Source organism: Mumia quercus (assembly GCF_025506335.1).
Classification (GTDB): domain Bacteria; phylum Actinomycetota; class Actinomycetes; order Propionibacteriales; family Nocardioidaceae; genus Mumia; species Mumia quercus.
On record NZ_JANZYO010000003.1, the window covers coordinates 487,273 to 502,757 of the forward strand.

Genomic DNA, 15,485 nt, shown 5'->3' on the forward strand with positions numbered 1-15,485 from the left:
TCAGCCGAGGACGAGGAGGAGGTCGCCGCCCTCGGACTGGCGCGGGCCGTCGATGACGAGGCGCTGCACGGTGCCACCGTTCGGCGAGGTGATCGACGCCTCCATCTTCATCGCCTCGATCGTCGCCACCTGCTGGCCCGGCTCCACGACGTCTCCGACGGCGACCGTCGGCGTGACGACACCGTCGAACGGCACCGCGACCTGCAGCGGGTCGCCGACGTCGGCCTTCTCGGCGCTCACGACGTCGCTGGCCACCGAACGGTCGCGGACGGTGACCGGCCGCAGCTGTCCGTTCAGCGTGCACAGCACGTTGCGCAGCCCGCGCGCGTCGGCCTCGCTGATCGCCTCCAGCCCCAGGATGAGCGTCTTGCCCTCCTCCAGCGAGACCTCGACGTCACCGCCGGAGCGCAGCCCGTACCAGTACGCCTCGGTCGGCAGCACCGACAGGTCGCCGTACTCGCCGCGCGCGTGCTCGAAGTCGCGCGTCGGCCCCGGGAACAGCAGCCGGTTGAGCGTCGGCCGCGGGTCTGCCTCCAGCCCCGCGCGGTCCTCGGCGCTGAGCGCGGTCTCGCCGATCTTGACCGTACGGCCCTCCAGCGCGCGGGTCCGGAACGGCTCGGGCCATCCACCGGGCGGGTCGCCCAGCTCACCGGCGAGGAAGCCGATCACGGAGTCCGGGATGTCGTACGCCTGCGGGTTCGCCGCGAACTCCGCAGGGTCGGCCCCCACCGCGACCAGGTGCAGGGCGAGGTCGCCGACGACCTTCGACGACGGCGTGACCTTGACGATGTCGCCGAGGATGTCGTTCGCGGCGGCGTACATGTCCTCGATCTGCTCGAAGCGGTCGCCGAGACCCAGTGCGATGGCCTGCTGCCGCAGGTTGGACAGCTGGCCGCCCGGGATCTCGTGCCGGTAGACGCGACCTGTCGGTGACGGCAGCCCGGCCTCGAACGGCGCGTAGAGCTTGCGGACGGCCTCCCAGTACGGCTCGAGGTCGTTGACGGCCTGCAAGGACAGACCGGTCGTCCGCTCGGTGTGGTCGGTGCTCGCGACCAGCGCCGACATCGGCGGCTGCGACGTCGTGCCGGACAGCGACGCGGAGGCGGTGTCGACGGCGTCCACGCCTGCGTCGATCGCGGCGAGCAGCGTCGCCAGCTGGCCGCCGGCGGTGTCGTGGGTGTGGAGGTGGACGGGAAGGTCGAAGCGCTCGCGCAGCGCCGTGACCAGTCGCGCGGCTGCGGGGGCGCGCAAGAGGCCCGCCATGTCCTTGATCGCCAGCACGTGCGCACCGGCGTCGACGATCCGCTCGGCGAGCCGCAGGTAGTAGTCGAGCGTGTAGATCGGCTCGTCCGGGTTCATGAGGTCCCCGGTGTAGCAGAGAGCGACCTCCGCGACGGCCGTGCCGGTCGCGCGCACGGCCTCGATCGCCGGCCGCATCTGCTCGACGTCGTTGAGCGCGTCGAAGATGCGGAAGACGTCGATGCCGGTCTCGGCCGCCTCGGCGACGAAGGCGTCGGTGACCTCGGTGGGGTACGGGGTGTAGCCGACCGTGTTGCGGCCCCGCAGCAGCATCTGGAGGCACACGTTCGGGATCGCGGCCCGCAGGTCGGAGAGCCGCTTCCACGGGTCCTCCTTGAGGAAGCGGAGCGCGACGTCGTACGTCGCCCCGCCCCAGGCCTCGATCGACCACAGCTCGGGAGTGGTCCGCGCGACGACGGGCGCCGCCGCGAGGAGGTCGTACGTCCGCACCCGCGTCGCGAGCAGCGACTGGTGGGCGTCACGGAACGTCGTGTCGGTGACCGCGACCTGCGTCTGCTCGCGCAGCGCACGGGCGAACGCCTCCGGCCCGACCTCGAGCAGCTGCTGGCGCGACCCGGCCGGCGCCGCCGCCCCGAGGTCGACCTTCGGCAGCTTCTCGCGGGGGTCGATGACCTCCGGCGACGAGCCGTTCGGGCGGTTGACGGTGACGTCGGCGAGGTACGCCAGGAGCTTCGTGCCGCGGTCGGCCGACGGGGCGCCCTCGGTCAGCTCGGGGTGCCGGTCGATGAACGACGTGGTGACCCCGCCCGCGACGAACTCGTCGTTGTCCAGCACCGCCTGCAGGAAGCTCAGGTTGGTCGTGACACCACGGATGCGGAACTCCGCGATCGCGCGCCGGGCCCGCTCGACGGCCGACTCGAAGTCGCGGCCCCGGCAGGTGAGCTTGGTGAGCAGCGAGTCGAAGTACGCGCCGATCTCGGCGCCGGCGTACGTCGTGCCGCCGTCGAGACGGACCCCGGCACCGCCGGGGGAGCGGTACGTGGTGATGCGGCCGGTGTCCGGGCGGAAGCCGTTGGCCGGGTCCTCGGTCGTGATCCGGCACTGCATCGCGGCCCCGCGTACGGTGATGGCGTCCTGGCGCAGCCCGAGGTCGGCCAGCGTCTCGCCCGATGCGATGCGCAGCTGCGCCTGCACCAGGTCGACGTCGGTCACCTCCTCGGTGACGGTGTGCTCGACCTGGATGCGCGGGTTCATCTCGATGAAGACGTAGTTGCCCTGCGGGTCGAGCAGGAACTCGACCGTGCCCGCGCAGGTGTAGCCGATCGACCGGGCGAAGGCGACCGCGTCGGCGCACATCCGTTCGCGGATCTCGGGGTCGAGCCGGGGAGCCGGGGCGATCTCGACGACCTTCTGGTGGCGGCGCTGCACCGAGCAGTCGCGCTCGTACAGGTGCACGACGTCCCCGGTCGCGTCGGCGAGGATCTGCACCTCGATGTGACGCGGGTCGACCACGGCCTGCTCGATGAAGCACGTCGGGTCGCCGAACGCGCCCTCCGCCTCGCGCATCGCGGTCTCGACCGCGTCGCGCAGCTGCGCGGGCTCGTCGACGCGCCGCATGCCGCGACCACCGCCGCCGGCGACGGCTTTGACGAACAGCGGGTAGGGGAGGGCCCCGGCGGCGGCGACGAGCTCGTCGGCGTCCCGGCTCGGCGGCACCGACGCCAGCACCGGGACGCCGGCGGCGCGGGCCGCCTCGATCGCGCGCGCCTTGTTGCCCGTCAGGCGCAAGACCTCTTCGGACGGCCCGACGAAGGTGATGCCCGCATCCGCGCACGCGCTCGCGAGGGCCGGGTTCTCGGAGAGGAACCCGTAGCCGGGATAGACGGCGTCAGCCCCTGCGCGTACGGCGGTGGCGACGATCTCCTCAGGGTCGAGGTAGGCGCGGACGGGGTGGCCGACCTCGCCGATCTGGTAGGCCTCGTCGGCCTTCAGACGGTGCTCGGAGCCGCGGTCCTCGTACGGGAACACGGCGACGGTACGGGCTCCGAGCTCGTAGGCGGCACGGAACGCACGGATCGCGATCTCGCCGCGGTTGGCGACGACGACCTTGCGGAACATGGGGGAACTCCGATCGGGAGCGCGTCAGGTCCGGTCGTTCCGCCACGTCGGTGGATCGACCGGAATTACCGTAACGGGTGCTGTCCCGGCTTCGCCGCGAAGACCGGCAGTTGGGAATCCAGGAGCAGCTGCTGGGCGACGCTCCCCATGATCAGCTTGCCGACCGGTGACCGGTGGCGGATCCCGATGACGAGCAGGTCGGCACCCTCCTCCTCCGCCGTCTGGAGCACCAGGTCGGCGACGCCGGGGCCGACGGGCTGGCGGACCTTGTGGCCGCGGAGGCCCTCCGAGCCGAGCCGGCGCTGGAGCTGCTCGAGGTCGTACCCGGAGACGACGTCGTGGTCCTCGTGGAAGCGCGCGTCCTTGGCGACGTTGATCACGACGAGACGCGTGTCACGATCGCGGGCCCACGCGATCGCGTGCTCGAGGGCGACCTCGCCGAACTCGTCAGGGGTGTAGGCGACAGCGATCGTCATGGGCAGCACGATGGCACACCGCCGGTGTCACGTCGCGACGGCTCGCGGGTCAGCGGCGGGTGCGGTGCAGCTGCGTGACGAGATCCGGGTCCAGCGCGCCGTATCCCGTCGACGCCCACGGCTCGACACCGGAGTCGAAGTAGTGGACAGGCTTGCCGCCGCGGACGACGTCGAGGATGTCGGGGCGTCGTTTCGCCTTCAGGTCGCGGCGGCACTGCGCGCAGAGCGGCACCACGACCTTCCCGCGCTCGGTGGCCAGCGGGGTCGAGCCCGCAGCCGTGCCGTGGAGCGGGTTCAGGTAGCACGGACGAGCCGGCTCGTACGGCTTGCCGGCCGCCGCGGCCGCGAGCGCGGCCCCGCCACGCTCGACGAGGACCAGGGCCCCGACGACGTCCAGGACGTCGGGCTGGCGGGACTCACCACGTACGCGCTTGGCGGCGTCGTAGTGGTCGAGCGCCGTCTGCCAGGCGGCCGTGTCACCCGCGAGCTCCGTCTCGTCGATGAGCTCGCCGAGCGCGAGCAGCTCACGGTCCGCCCGGGCGATCAGCGCGCTGTCGTGGGCGTCCCGCACGCGTTCGACGACCGATGCGGGCAGCGTGAACGCCTTGCGGTCGCTCGCGGCGTCACCCCGCTCCTTCCTGAAGGCCCGCCACGCGAGCGCGAGAGCCGTGGCGAGGAGGACGGCGCCGACCACCCACGGCAACGCCCCACCCGCGCCGTCGTCGTCGGCGTACGACGAGGGCTGCTGCGAGCCCGTCGACGTCTCGCGCTTCTCGAGCGTCTTCTCGTAGACCGCCCACGCCTTGTCGTAGCGCTCCTGGGTCGTGCCGTCGGCGATCATCTCCGTCGCCGCCACGACCTGTGCTCCGAGGTCGTCCGGCTCCTCGATCTCGGCGGCGAAGCTCGCCTGGTAGACCGGGTCGCGGTCCTCGGTCCTGACATCCCACGAGGCGCCGTCGAGCTTGTTGCGGTCCCACCGGACGTCGGTCGCGAGGTAGATCCCCGGCTCGGGACGGTGGTCGTGGAGCGTCGCCACGAGGTCGGAGGGCTCTCCGGTGAACTCGTCGTCCGGGTGCAGCGGGTAGACGACCACGTACACAGGGGCCTCGGAGCGCGCGATGTTGGCCTTCGCCTCGGCCAGCTGGGGCGCCGTGACCTCACCCTTCATCGACGGGTGGACGTAGACGTGCTCGTTCTCCAGTGCCGCCCAGATCGCGTCGAGGTCTGCGGCTCCGGGTGCCGTGCCGGTCATGTCGTCCTCCCGACGAAGAAGTCGCGCCAGCGGCCGGGAGGGAGGAACGGTGCCCCCGCGAGCGCGCGGAAGATTCCCAGCACGAGCATGAGCGCCGGGTAGCCGACGAGCACCATCAGCAGACCGGCCGTCACGCCGCCGCCGACGCCTCCCCAGTAGTCGAACGGCTGCTGGTCGGGGTCCGACGGGTCGATGCGCTCGACCTCGTTGTCCGCCCTGTCGATGAAGCGCAGAAGAGCCTGGTCCTCCTTGCCGGCCATCTCGGGGGAGAGGTAGCCCCTCAGGCCCTCGCTCGGTCTCGAGTAGCCCGTCCTCGGGTCCCCGTCCCACGCGAGGAACACTCCCTCGGCGTCGACACCCTCGGCGAGCTGGGCCAGCAGGTGGTGCGTCCCGTCGTAACCGGCCTCGAGGTGGCTCCCCACCAACGCCACGAACACGTGCGGGTCGGAGGAGGCGGCCGCCTCCTCGACCTGGGCGATCTGCTCAGCGGTGAGCAGCGACGCCATCTCAGGACCGACGTAGACGTGCTCACCGGCCTCGAAGGTCTCGATGATCGTACGCGCGCGGTCGCCAGGCTCACCTGCCGTCGTCGCCTTCGCCGGGTCGATCTCGGCGGCGCCCACGGCGAGGACGGCGGCCACCACCGCCAGCACCGCGACGACGAGCGCGCCGAGGGCGCGTACGCGCCTCATTGCCTCGCCCCCGCCCTCGCGGCGAGGACGGTGCTCCACAGCGTGTCGTCGAGCGCGCCGTACCCCGTCCGCGCCCACAGACTGCGCTCCTCGTAGTACGGACGCGGCCTCCGCTGGGCCGGATGGGCGAACACGAGTGCGTCCGGTGCCTTGCCTGCCTTGATGGAAGCGGCGCACTGGGCGCAGGCCGGGACGACGACGGCACGTCGGCCGACGACCTCGGCCCGGCCGGTCGCGCGCCCGTGGAGCGGGTGGGAGAAGCACGGGCGGGGGTCGTCACCCTCGAGGACGGCGCGCCCGGCGCGGGCGAGGACCAGTGCGCCCACCGCGTCGCGCAGCTGCGCGCCGTAGCGGCGGTCGCCCGGCTCGGCGCGGCTGACCAGGTCGCGGAGCACGACCTCGGCTGCTTCCTTGTAGCCGACGGCGGTGTCCGCGTCCGGCCCTGCCGGTGCCTTGGCGAGGTCGCGCGACAACCGCGTCGCCTCCTTCTCCGCCCGGGAGACGAGGTCGGAGAGGTCGAGGTCTGTCGGCGTCCAAGGAGCCGGAGCTCGCGCGGGCCCGCGACGCCTCGGCGCGGTCAGCCACAGCAGCAGCCGGAGACCGACGAGGAGGACGCCGGCACCGACGACGGTGGCGACAACAGCCCGCTTGCCCGACGTGGTCGGCTCACGGTCGTCGTCGAGCATCGAGTACGGCTCGACGGACACGTTCCCTGGGAGGCGGGCGATCTCGACCGCGCGCTCCGGCTCCATCGCGAACGGCTCGCCGGCGGCCGCGATCTCCGCGGCGATCTGCGCCTCGGCCGGAGTCGTCACGCGGAGCCGGCCTGGCTCGAAGTGGTCGTTGGTCTGGCGCACCGCCTCGACGGCCTCCGACTTCGCCAGCGAGACGGAGACCGGTTCGGGGACGCCCCAGCCCTCGACCTCGAGGATCGACCGGGTCACCCTGACGACGAAGTACCCGTCTCCGAGCCGGTTGTGAAGCTTCCGGGCGAGGTCTCGGGCAGGGAACTTGTCGGCGAGCCCGCCGGGGTCGGCGACCAGCGCGACGTAGACCGGGTGCGCGGACCCTGCGATTGCGTCGCGGATCCGCTGCTCCGCGCCCGCGGCGTCACCGTTGCCGAGGACCTGCTGGACGAGGACAGGATCCTCACGCAGCGCCTCAGCGATCTGGTCGACCGTCGACGCCGGTTCGTGCGCTGCCGACGCGGGCGCGTCAGCCAGCGCGGGGGAGGAGCCGAGCGCGACGGCACCGAGCACGACGGCACCGAGCGTCAGCACGGCGGCCGCCAGGGCCCTCAGAGCAGCGTCTCGTCCGGCGCGTCGCCGCGCCGTCTCCCCCCGCACGGGGACGTCAGTCCTTGATCTCGACCACGACAGCCCCGGCGGAGATGGTCTCGCCGGCGACCGCCACGAGGCCGGCGATCGTGCCGGCCTTGTGGGCGTTGAGCGGCTGCTCCATCTTCATCGCCTCCAGGACCACGACGAGGTCTCCCTCGGCGACGACCTGGCCCTCGGCGACGGCGACCTTCACGATGGTGCCCTGCATCGGCGAGACCAACGCGTCGCCGCCCGCGGCTGCGCCGGCCTTCTTGCCCGCGGTGCGCTTGGGCTTCTTCGCGCCGGCACCGGCTGCCGCGGCTCCCGCGACGGCACCGAGCCCGGCAGGGAGGACGACCTCGAGCCGCTTGCCGCCGACCTCGACCACCACGGACTCGCGCTCCGCGGCCTCGGGCGCCTCGGCGGCCCCGCCGGCGTACGGCTCGATGGTGTTGTCGAAGTCGGTCTCGATCCAGCTCGTGTAGACGTCGAACGAGCCGTTCGAGGCGTTGTACGCCGGGTCGTCGAGGACGCGGCGGTGGAACGGGATGACGGTCGGCATGCCGTCGACGGCGAACTCGTCGAGGGCACGGCGGGAACGCTCGATCGCCTGCTCGCGGCTGTTGCCCGTGACGATGAGCTTCGCGATGAGCGAGTCGAAAGAGCCCGGGATCGTCTCGCCCTCCACGTAGCCCGAGTCGACGCGGACGCCGGGTCCGGCCGGCGGGTCCCACGTGGTGAGCGTCCCCGGCGCGGGCAGGAAGTTGCGGCCGGCGTCCTCGGCGTTGATCCGGAACTCGATCGAGTGGCCGCGGATCTCCGGGTCGTCGTAGCCGAGCTCCTCACCGGCGGCGATGCGGAACATCTCGCGTACGAGGTCGAGACCGGTGACCTCCTCGGAGACCGGGTGCTCGACCTGGAGCCGGGTGTTGACCTCGAGGAAAGAGATCGTGCCGTCTCGGGCCACGAGGAACTCGCAGGTTCCCGCGCCCACGTAGCCGGCCTCGCGCAGGATCGCCTTGGACGAGGTGTAGAGGCGGTCGATCTGCTCGTCGGTCAGGAACGGCGCGGGCGCCTCCTCGACGAGCTTCTGGTGGCGGCGCTGCAGCGAGCAGTCGCGGGTCGAGACCACCACGACGTTGCCGTGCGCATCGGCCAGGCACTGGGTCTCGACGTGGCGCGGCTGGTCGAGGAACTTCTCGACCAGGCACTCGCCACGCCCGAAGGCGGTGACGGCCTCGCGGACGGCGGAGTCGTACTGCTCCGGGATCTCTTCAAGGGTGCGGGCGACCTTCAGGCCGCGACCGCCGCCGCCGAAGACGGCCTTGATCGCGACCGGGAGGCCGTGCTCCTTGGCGAAGGCGACGATCTCGTCGGCGTCGGTGACCGGGTCCTTCGTCCCCGGGGCGAGAGGGGCGTTGGCCCGCTCGGCGATGTGCTTGGCCTTGGCCTTGTCACCGAGGGCCTCGATCGCGTGCGGCGGAGGACCGATCCAGATGAGCCCGGCGTCGATCACGGCCTGGGCGAAGTCGGCGTTCTCGGCGAGGAACCCGTACCCGGGGTGGACGCTGTCGGCGCCGGAGCGCTGCGCGGCGTCGAGGATCTTCTCGATCGAGAGGTACGTGTCGGCCGGGGTGGCGCCGCCCAGGGCGTAGGCCTCGTCCGCGAGCCGGACGAACAGGGCGTCGCGGTCGGCGTCGGCGTAGACCGCGACGCTGCCGATCCCGGCGTCCTTGCACGCACGGATGACGCGGACCGCGATCTCGCCGCGATTGGCGATGAGGACCTTGGTCAGCGGACGGATGCCCTGGCTGTTCGTCACGGATGCTCCTCGGGTACCTGGGGGCTGCGTTGCCGAGTCTAGGGCGAGGCCCTCTCGCCTCCGGCAGGAGTCCATCCCCCGGCTAGGGTGCGGAGCATGAGCGGACCCGACGTGGAGGCCAACCAGCGCGCGCAGGCAGCGTTGTACGGAGAGCCGCTCGGCGTCATCGTCCGGCGCTGCGCGGACGTCCTCGGGCTCACGCAGGCCAGGGTCGCGGCGACGCTCGGCATCTCCGCGCCGATGCTCTCCCAGCTGGCCAACGGGCACCGCGTCAAGATCGGCAACCCGGCCGTCGTCTCCCGGCTCCAGGCGATGTACGCCGCGGCCCAGGCGGTGGCGTCCGGGGAGACGACCCGAGAGGACGCGATCGCCGGCCTTGCGTCGCAGGGGGGCGCCGCGGTCGTCACCTCGTGGACGAAGGCCGACGCGAGCGCCGTGCGGGCCCTGTTCCGGGCGGAGGGGACCGCCGCCGAGTACGAGGACGCGGCGGCGCTCGTCGCAGACGCGCACCCGCAGATCGCGGCGCTGCTGCGCAGGTACGGCGCCGATGGGTGAGGTGTTCGCGGGCCGGTACGAGCTCCTGGAGCCGATCGGGTCCGGCGGCATGGGCACGGTGTGGCTCGTCCACGACAGGCGCGACGACGAGATCCGCGCGGCCAAGCTCGTCCGCCAGGTCGACGCGGCGCTGCTGCTGCGGTTCATCCGCGAGCTGAGCACCCGCGTCGAGCACCCGCACACGGTGGTCCCGAGGGGCTGGGCCGGAGAGGACGACACCGTCCTCTTCACCATGGACGTCGTACGCGGCGGCTCCGTCCACCACCTTCTCGAGGACTTCGGCGCCCTTCCTCCGGCGTGGGCCGCCTGCCTCCTGGACCAGCTGCTCGATGCGCTGGAGGCCGTGCACGAGGCGGGCATCGTGCACCGCGACGTCAAGCCCGCCAACCTGCTGCTCGAGCCGACCGGTCGCGGCCGGCCGTACCTGCGGCTCAGCGACTTCGGTGTGGCGGTGCCGATGCACGAGCCCCGGATGACCGCACCGGCGGTCGTCCTCGGGACGCGCGGCTACCGCGCGCCGGAGACGGCGTTCGGCGTCGACCCGCTCCCTGTCCAGGACCTCTACGGCGCCGGTGTCGTCCTGGCCGAGATGCTCACCGGTGAGCGACCCCCGGACGGGCGTGCGCTGCCGGCCGTGGCGCCGCCCGGTGTCGATCGGCGGTTGTGGGACGTCGCGCGGAGCATGGCCAACCCCGATCCTGCGCTCCGGCCGGCGACGGCGGCGCAGGCCCGCAAGATGCTTCACGAGACCGGCCTCGTTCCGCCGAGCACCTTCGTGCCAGACGACGGCGGGGCACAGGTCGAGGTCTTCGAGCACGTACGGGCCGACGGGGTCGGAGTACCCTCTCCCCGGCCGACGCCGGAGCTCACTCCCTCGCTCCGCCCCCCGGCGACGCCGTCGCCGGTGGCCCCGGCGGGTCCCGGCACGCCCGCCCGGCGGCCGGCGCCGCTGGCCGTCCTCGGCCTGCTGAGCGTCGGTGCCGGGGGAGTCGTCATCGTGGTGGCGCTCCTGATGCTGCTCGGCTGAGCAGCCTCACCAGCCGCCGCCCGGGTGGTCGCCCGGGCCGTGCTGCGATCCCCGCTGCGGGCCCTGCTGCCCGCCGTACGGCGGGTAAGCCTGCTGCCCCGGCGGCACGTAGCCGCCGTACGGGGGAGCCTGTGTGCGGGCTCGAGCGGCGTGCCGGCGGGCGATCAGCACCGCTGTCACCCCACCGACGACGAGGAACGTCCCGAGGCCGACGAGCGCCCACGTGAGCCAGCCCATCGAGGAGCCCCCGTCGAGATCGGGGCCGATGACGGCCTGCTGATCGCCGAAGTCCGGGGTGCCCGACACCTCCCCGTTGACGGCGACCCCGAGCGTGACGCCCACCTCCGCCCCGGCGGCGCCGGAGCCCTCCTCCACGGGCGCTGCCGCGAGGACGACGTAGTACGGACCCGCGGTCGAGGCCGCCTGCGACGCCCCGCTCCACGCCCCGCGCGCGTGGTAGAGCACGAACGGCGTGGTCGCGCGCAGCTCGGGCGAGGAGTACGCGTTGAGGCGCCCGTACGTGTTCGACGTGTTGTCGGCGGCCACCGCGCGCGACGGCGCGTACGTCACGAGGCTCGGCCGGATGTCGCTGTTGTCGAAGGCCTCGGCCTGCGTCGCCGTGAGGGGCGCGAACTGCGCGACGGCGTCCAGGCTCTGGCCCCAGTCGAGGTCGACCCGGTAGATCCGCGTCTCACCCGGCGCGATGCTGCCACGGTAGGCGCCGGGCTCGAGGGCGACGGCGTCGTCGAACGACACCCCGCCGCCAGGCAGGTCGTCGGGATCGGACAGCGACGGCTGCTCCTCCGGAAGGTCGGCCGACTCGGTCGGGAGCTGCTCGGCGTCCTTGGCGGGCGCCTCCTCCACGACCCGGATCTCGAGCGGCTCCTCCTGCTGCTCCTCGGTGCCGTCGGAGGTCTCGCGCGTGACGCTGAAGGTCACGTCGCCCTCGGCGCACTCCTCCCGGCCGTTCCCGCCGGCGGACGCGCTCGCGACGACGACCGGCTGGTGGCCGCCGCCTGCCGAGGAGGTGTCGCCCTTGCCGCAGCTGCTGTTGCCCGAGAACGCCTCGACGGTGACGGAGTGCCGGGCCGTCGGCGCCCCGGACGGCAGCGCCGCGGTGAGCCGCACGGTCGAGCCGTCGACCGTGCGCTTGACGGTGTACCAGCGCTGGCCGTCGGAGGTGCCCGTGAGGCCGAGGGTGTCCTTCCAGTCACCCGCCTCGAGCGAGGTCGCGTCGCCGGCGCTGGCCCCGCCATCGACCGACTTCCCGGTGGCCTCGTACGCCGCGGCGTCGTCGGCCCAGGAGGGGAGCGGTGAGGTGAGGACGACGGTCGTCGCCAGCGCCGCGGCGGCGACGAGGCCGGGCGCGCGGCGGGGGAGAAGGTGTCGGTGCACGGTGGTCCTTTCGTGGATCAGGGGCGAGGGGAGCACGGTCGGTCGTCGTCAGGGCGACGAGGGGCCACCGCCCGGTCCTTCCCATGACTGGGAGGGCTGGGGGTACGGCTGCTGGTAAGGCTGAGGGGTCGGCTCGCGTCGCCGACGGCGGGCGACGAGGAGCGCGCCGAGCCCTCCCAGCACGAGCACCGCGCCGCCTCCGGCCAGGGCGAACGGGAGCCAACCGGTGCCGTCGTCGGTCTTGTCCGCCGGGCTGGCCGGTCCGGCGTCCTGGTCGGCGTCCTCGTCGTCGTCGGCCGCCGTGCTCGTCTCGCCACCGAACTCCGGTGCCTCGCCCTGGTACTCGGGCACGCCCTTGCGCTCGCCGTTCCGCGCGACGCCGAGGGTGAACCCCAGCTCGACGCCGGCAGCGGCGCCCTCGACGGTCGCGCCGTCCTCCCCGGCGACCCCGAGCACCAGGTAGTACGGCCCGGCGATCGAGGCCGCGGCGCTGGTGTCGGATGCCGACCCCCGTTCGTTGTACGTCACCACGGGGCTCACGGCGACGAGCTCCGGCGACGTGTGCTCCGTGAGCCTTCCCTGCGAGTCCGAGACGAACGGCGCGCGCGCGATGGCGCGACCGGGGGAGAACGTCCATAGCGTGGTGTTGAGGTCGACGTCGCCGAGGGCCTGCTTCTGCGTGTCCGTGACCGGGTCGAACTGGACGAGCGACGACAGGCTCTGGCCCCAGTCGAGCTCGAGGCGATAGATCTGGGTCTCGCCGGGAACGATGGATCCGCGGTACGCGCCGGGATCGAGGACGACGGCGTCCCCGAACGAGACGCCGCCGGTGGGCAGCGGCTTCGGGTCGGACATCGAGGGGACCTCCTTGGACGCCTCCGGCGCAGAGGCGGGCAGCGCCGCAGCGTTGGCCGCGGGAGGCTCCTCGATGATGCGGATCTCGACGAGCTCGTCGGTCCGCCTCGTCACGTCGCCGGACTGCTTGCCGCGCGTGACGTTGAAGGTGATCTCGGAGCCGTCCTTGCAATCCTCTTTGTAGTCACGGTTGCCGGGGACGGTCTCGGTGGCGACGAGGATCGGCTGGTAACCGGTGCCGGACTGCGAGTCTGCGCCCGTACCGCAGTCCTCGCTGCCGGCGAACGTCTCGACGTAGAGGCCGTCGTCGACCTTGTAGCCGCCGGTCGGGCCGGCGATGGCGGCAGAGACGCGCACCGTGGACCCGGGGATCGTACGGGTGAAGCGGAACCAGCGCTGGCCCTGGACGGTCAGCTGCGGACCGAGGACGTCACGCCAGTCTCCCGTGGTGATCGGCGTCGCGTTCGCGGCGTCGGGGCCGCCGGCGATCGGGGTGCCGATCGCGGTCCAGGGACGGGCGGCGCGCACGGCTGCGGTGTCGAGCGCGCCGGTCAGCTCGCCGGCGTCCTCGGCGTCGTAGTAGCGACCGTTGCCGGCTTCGGCGATGCAACGCAGCTGCTTGCGGGTCTTGGCGTCGACCGACAGGCCGACGACATCGACGGTCAGGTCGATGCCCTGCTGGGAGATGCGAGCCGCGACCTTGCACGGATCAGGGTCGCAGGTGGACTCTCCGTCGGAGACGAGGACGATGGAGCGCCGTCCCTCGTCGCCGAGGTCACGGGCCGCCTCGAGCAGCGCGGTGCCGATCGGGGTCTCCCCGTACGGCTTGTAGGCGCTGATCGCGGCGCGCAGCGCGTCGCGGTTGTCGGTGCCCGGAGCGACGACCTGCTGGGTGTCGGTGCAGGCGCCCTTGTCTCCGCGTGAGAACACCGTCGCGCCGAAGACGCGCATGCCGACGTCTTGGGAGTCGGACAGCTTGTCGACGACGTTCTCGAGTGCCGTGCGGGCGGCCTCGATCTTGGTCGTGCCGTCGCCGGCCTTCTCCTTCATCGACCCGGAGGAGTCGAGGACCAGCATCATGCGGCCGGTGTCGTCGGCGTCGGACGCGAGCGCGCCGGGCGCGAGCGCTGTGGCGCCGATGAGGGCACCGGCCAGGACGGTCGTCGCGATCCCGGCGGTGCGGCGCGCCAGGACATGGGGGAGTCGCACGGGGGGTTCCTCTCGGGGGTGAGGCGGCAAGGCCAAGACGTTTGCGATTGCGAACCTGACCATATGTTTGCGATTGCGAATACGTCAAGCCGCTGGCGCGGTGTGTCACGCTACGAGACGCCGGGCTCGCTGGCTGCGTGCTAGTGTCGCAAGTACCTGCAGGCGCCGACGACGAGGTGCTGCAGGTCGGTCTGCTTCACAGAGCTTCGTCCACGCCGAGACCCGGGTCGCGGATCATCGGCGTGATGCTCTCTCCTCCCGTGTGGGGTCGGTTTCCGACTCGCGGCCGCGGTCCTCTCGCCCGCCACCCGACTGAGCTCGTCGAACACACGTGGGTGGTACGCATGATCTCGTTCGTCTGGTCCCCAGGGAACCGCCTGCCGGCAGGCACCGGTGGCTCCGAGAACTACACGGTCGGGCAGGTGCGGGAGCTGAACCGCCGCGGTGTGCCCGCCCAGGTCGTCACGGTCGGCCTCGGGCAGAACGACGGACGGGACGGATTCCCCGACCTCCCCTTCGCGTCGTTGGCGACGCTCGCCGAAATCGAGGACCTCGCGGGGACGGTCGTCTTCGTCAACGAGCCGCACGTCGTGCGCACCCGCGAACCGGCGTTCCTGATCCTGCACAATCCGCCGCCGCTTCGAGAGCACGAGCGAGCATTCGCCGTCGACGGAACGCGCGACCTCACTCTCATCGCCACCAGCCGCTACGCCGCGGCGTTGTGGGCGCGTTTCCTGGATGTCGACCCGGAGACGATCAGCGTCGTCTACCCGTTCGCGGAGCCGTGCTTCGCCGACGAGCCGCGTACGGAGAACGCGACCGGAAAGACTCGGGTCCTCTTTGCCGGCAGGCTGAGTCCCGAGAAGGGGGTCTACACCCTCTTGTCGATGCTCCACATCGACGTCATCGACGACGACGTGGAGCTCATCTTCACGGCGACGTCCGCAGGGGCGGACAAGCCGCAGGGCCGGATCATCGAGCAGATGCTCGGCGTCCATCCCGGGATCTCGGTCGTACCGAGCCGTACGACTCCGGAGTCGATGGCCGCGCTGATGGCGACGCAGGATGTCGTGGTGATGCCGTCCAACAGCCAGTACTGGCACGAGACGTTCGGTATCGTCTCCATCGAGGCACAGCATGCGGGCTGCCGGGTCGTCGCCTCGGACGACGGAGGTCTGCCCGAGACCGACTGCGGAGGTGTGGTGCTGGTCGCTCCTGACGACGCCGAGGCGCTCGCCTGGGGCCTTCGGAGCGCGATTGCGGGTGGTCCGCTCCCGGACGCCACACGGCGGGCCGCGGGAAGGATGTTCACCGTCGCCCAGTCGGTCGATGCTCTTCTGGAGGTGTTCGCCCGGCCGCGGCCGATCTCTCCGGCGATGATCGTCCGCGAGCTCGAGGAGCTGATCGCGGCGCCCGCGGCGTCGCCGACGGCGTTGACGCGCGCCGTGTTGCCCGGTCACGTCGTGACGGCCGGCAAGGATGGGCCTGAACGTTAACGACTGTTA

Annotated in this window: 11 protein-coding genes; 3 read left to right on the forward strand and 8 right to left on the reverse strand. The window is 72.2% G+C overall.

Translation table 11 applies throughout. The annotated features are described in order from the left end of the window. From NYZ95_RS08850 to NYZ95_RS08875, 6 genes are all read right to left on the reverse strand, one after another. Entirely contained in the window at nt 1–3,378 is a 3,378-nt protein-coding gene (locus NYZ95_RS08850) for a pyruvate carboxylase (RefSeq protein ID WP_262850751.1), read from the reverse strand. A gap of 65 nt (nt 3,379–3,443) precedes the next feature. Further along, complete coding sequence (locus NYZ95_RS08855; RefSeq protein WP_262850753.1) at nt 3,444–3,854, reverse strand: universal stress protein; 411 nt, start codon at nt 3,852–3,854, stop codon at nt 3,444–3,446. 49 nt (nt 3,855–3,903) lie between these two features. After that, nucleotides 3,904–5,106, reverse strand: coding sequence for a hypothetical protein (locus NYZ95_RS08860; protein ID WP_262850754.1), 1,203 nt, complete (start codon nt 5,104–5,106; stop codon nt 3,904–3,906). Next, nucleotides 5,103–5,798, reverse strand: a complete 696-nt coding sequence (locus NYZ95_RS08865; RefSeq protein WP_262850756.1) for a hypothetical protein — start codon at nt 5,796–5,798, stop codon at nt 5,103–5,105. The genes NYZ95_RS08860 and NYZ95_RS08865 overlap by 4 nt, the downstream gene beginning before the upstream one ends. Continuing rightward, the gene (locus NYZ95_RS08870) at nt 5,795–7,144 is read right to left on the reverse strand and encodes a hypothetical protein (protein WP_262850758.1); all 1,350 of its coding nucleotides are present in this window, start codon (nt 7,142–7,144) and stop codon (nt 5,795–5,797) included. The genes NYZ95_RS08865 and NYZ95_RS08870 overlap by 4 nt, the downstream gene beginning before the upstream one ends. A 7-nt stretch (nt 7,145–7,151) precedes the next feature. Further along, nucleotides 7,152–8,939, reverse strand: coding sequence for an acetyl/propionyl/methylcrotonyl-CoA carboxylase subunit alpha (locus tag NYZ95_RS08875; protein WP_262850760.1), 1,788 nt, complete (start codon nt 8,937–8,939; stop codon nt 7,152–7,154). Nucleotides 8,940–9,035: 96 nt separating this feature from the next. Between NYZ95_RS08875 and NYZ95_RS08880 the strand changes: the two genes are divergently transcribed. Continuing rightward, nucleotides 9,036–9,494: a DNA-binding protein gene (locus NYZ95_RS08880; protein WP_262850762.1), complete on the forward strand. Its 459-nt coding sequence runs from the start codon at nt 9,036–9,038 to the stop codon at nt 9,492–9,494. Continuing rightward, nucleotides 9,487–10,521 carry a serine/threonine-protein kinase gene (locus NYZ95_RS08885; protein ID WP_262850764.1) on the forward strand — a complete coding sequence of 345 codons (1,035 nt, stop codon included), beginning with the start codon at nt 9,487–9,489 and terminating at the stop codon, nt 10,519–10,521. Before NYZ95_RS08880 ends, NYZ95_RS08885 begins: the two co-directional genes overlap by 8 nt. A 6-nt stretch (nt 10,522–10,527) precedes the next feature. Here NYZ95_RS08885 and NYZ95_RS08890 read toward each other — a convergent pair whose 3' ends face one another. Next, nucleotides 10,528–11,916, reverse strand: coding sequence for a hypothetical protein (locus tag NYZ95_RS08890; RefSeq protein ID WP_262850766.1), 1,389 nt, complete (start codon nt 11,914–11,916; stop codon nt 10,528–10,530). Between the two features lie 48 nt (nt 11,917–11,964). Then, a complete protein-coding gene (locus NYZ95_RS08895) occupies nt 11,965–13,980 on the reverse strand; it encodes a vWA domain-containing protein (RefSeq protein ID WP_262850768.1) in 2,016 nt (671 codons plus the stop codon). 344 nt (nt 13,981–14,324) lie between these two features. Here NYZ95_RS08895 and NYZ95_RS08900 point away from each other — a divergent pair, with 344 nt between their 5' ends. After that, the gene (locus tag NYZ95_RS08900; RefSeq protein ID WP_262850770.1) at nt 14,325–15,476 is read left to right on the forward strand and encodes a glycosyltransferase family 4 protein; all 1,152 of its coding nucleotides are present in this window, start codon (nt 14,325–14,327) and stop codon (nt 15,474–15,476) included. Nucleotides 15,477–15,485 lie beyond the last annotated feature (9 nt).

Bases quoted from the DNA above. Each gene is read 5' to 3' on its own strand.
- NYZ95_RS08860 (WP_262850754.1), bottom strand. From the start codon at position 5,106: ATGACCGGCACGGCACCCGGAGCCGCAGACCTCGACGCGATCTGGGCG.
- NYZ95_RS08880 (WP_262850762.1), top strand. From the start codon at position 9,036: ATGAGCGGACCCGACGTGGAGGCCAACCAGCGCGCGCAGGCAGCGTTG.
- NYZ95_RS08855 (WP_262850753.1), bottom strand. From the start codon at position 3,854: ATGACGATCGCTGTCGCCTACACCCCTGACGAGTTCGGCGAGGTCGCC.
- NYZ95_RS08865 (WP_262850756.1), bottom strand. From the start codon at position 5,798: ATGAGGCGCGTACGCGCCCTCGGCGCGCTCGTCGTCGCGGTGCTGGCG.
- NYZ95_RS08885 (WP_262850764.1), top strand. From the start codon at position 9,487: ATGGGTGAGGTGTTCGCGGGCCGGTACGAGCTCCTGGAGCCGATCGGG.
- NYZ95_RS08850 (WP_262850751.1), bottom strand. From the start codon at position 3,378: ATGTTCCGCAAGGTCGTCGTCGCCAACCGCGGCGAGATCGCGATCCGT.
- NYZ95_RS08900 (WP_262850770.1), top strand. From the start codon at position 14,325: ATGATCTCGTTCGTCTGGTCCCCAGGGAACCGCCTGCCGGCAGGCACC.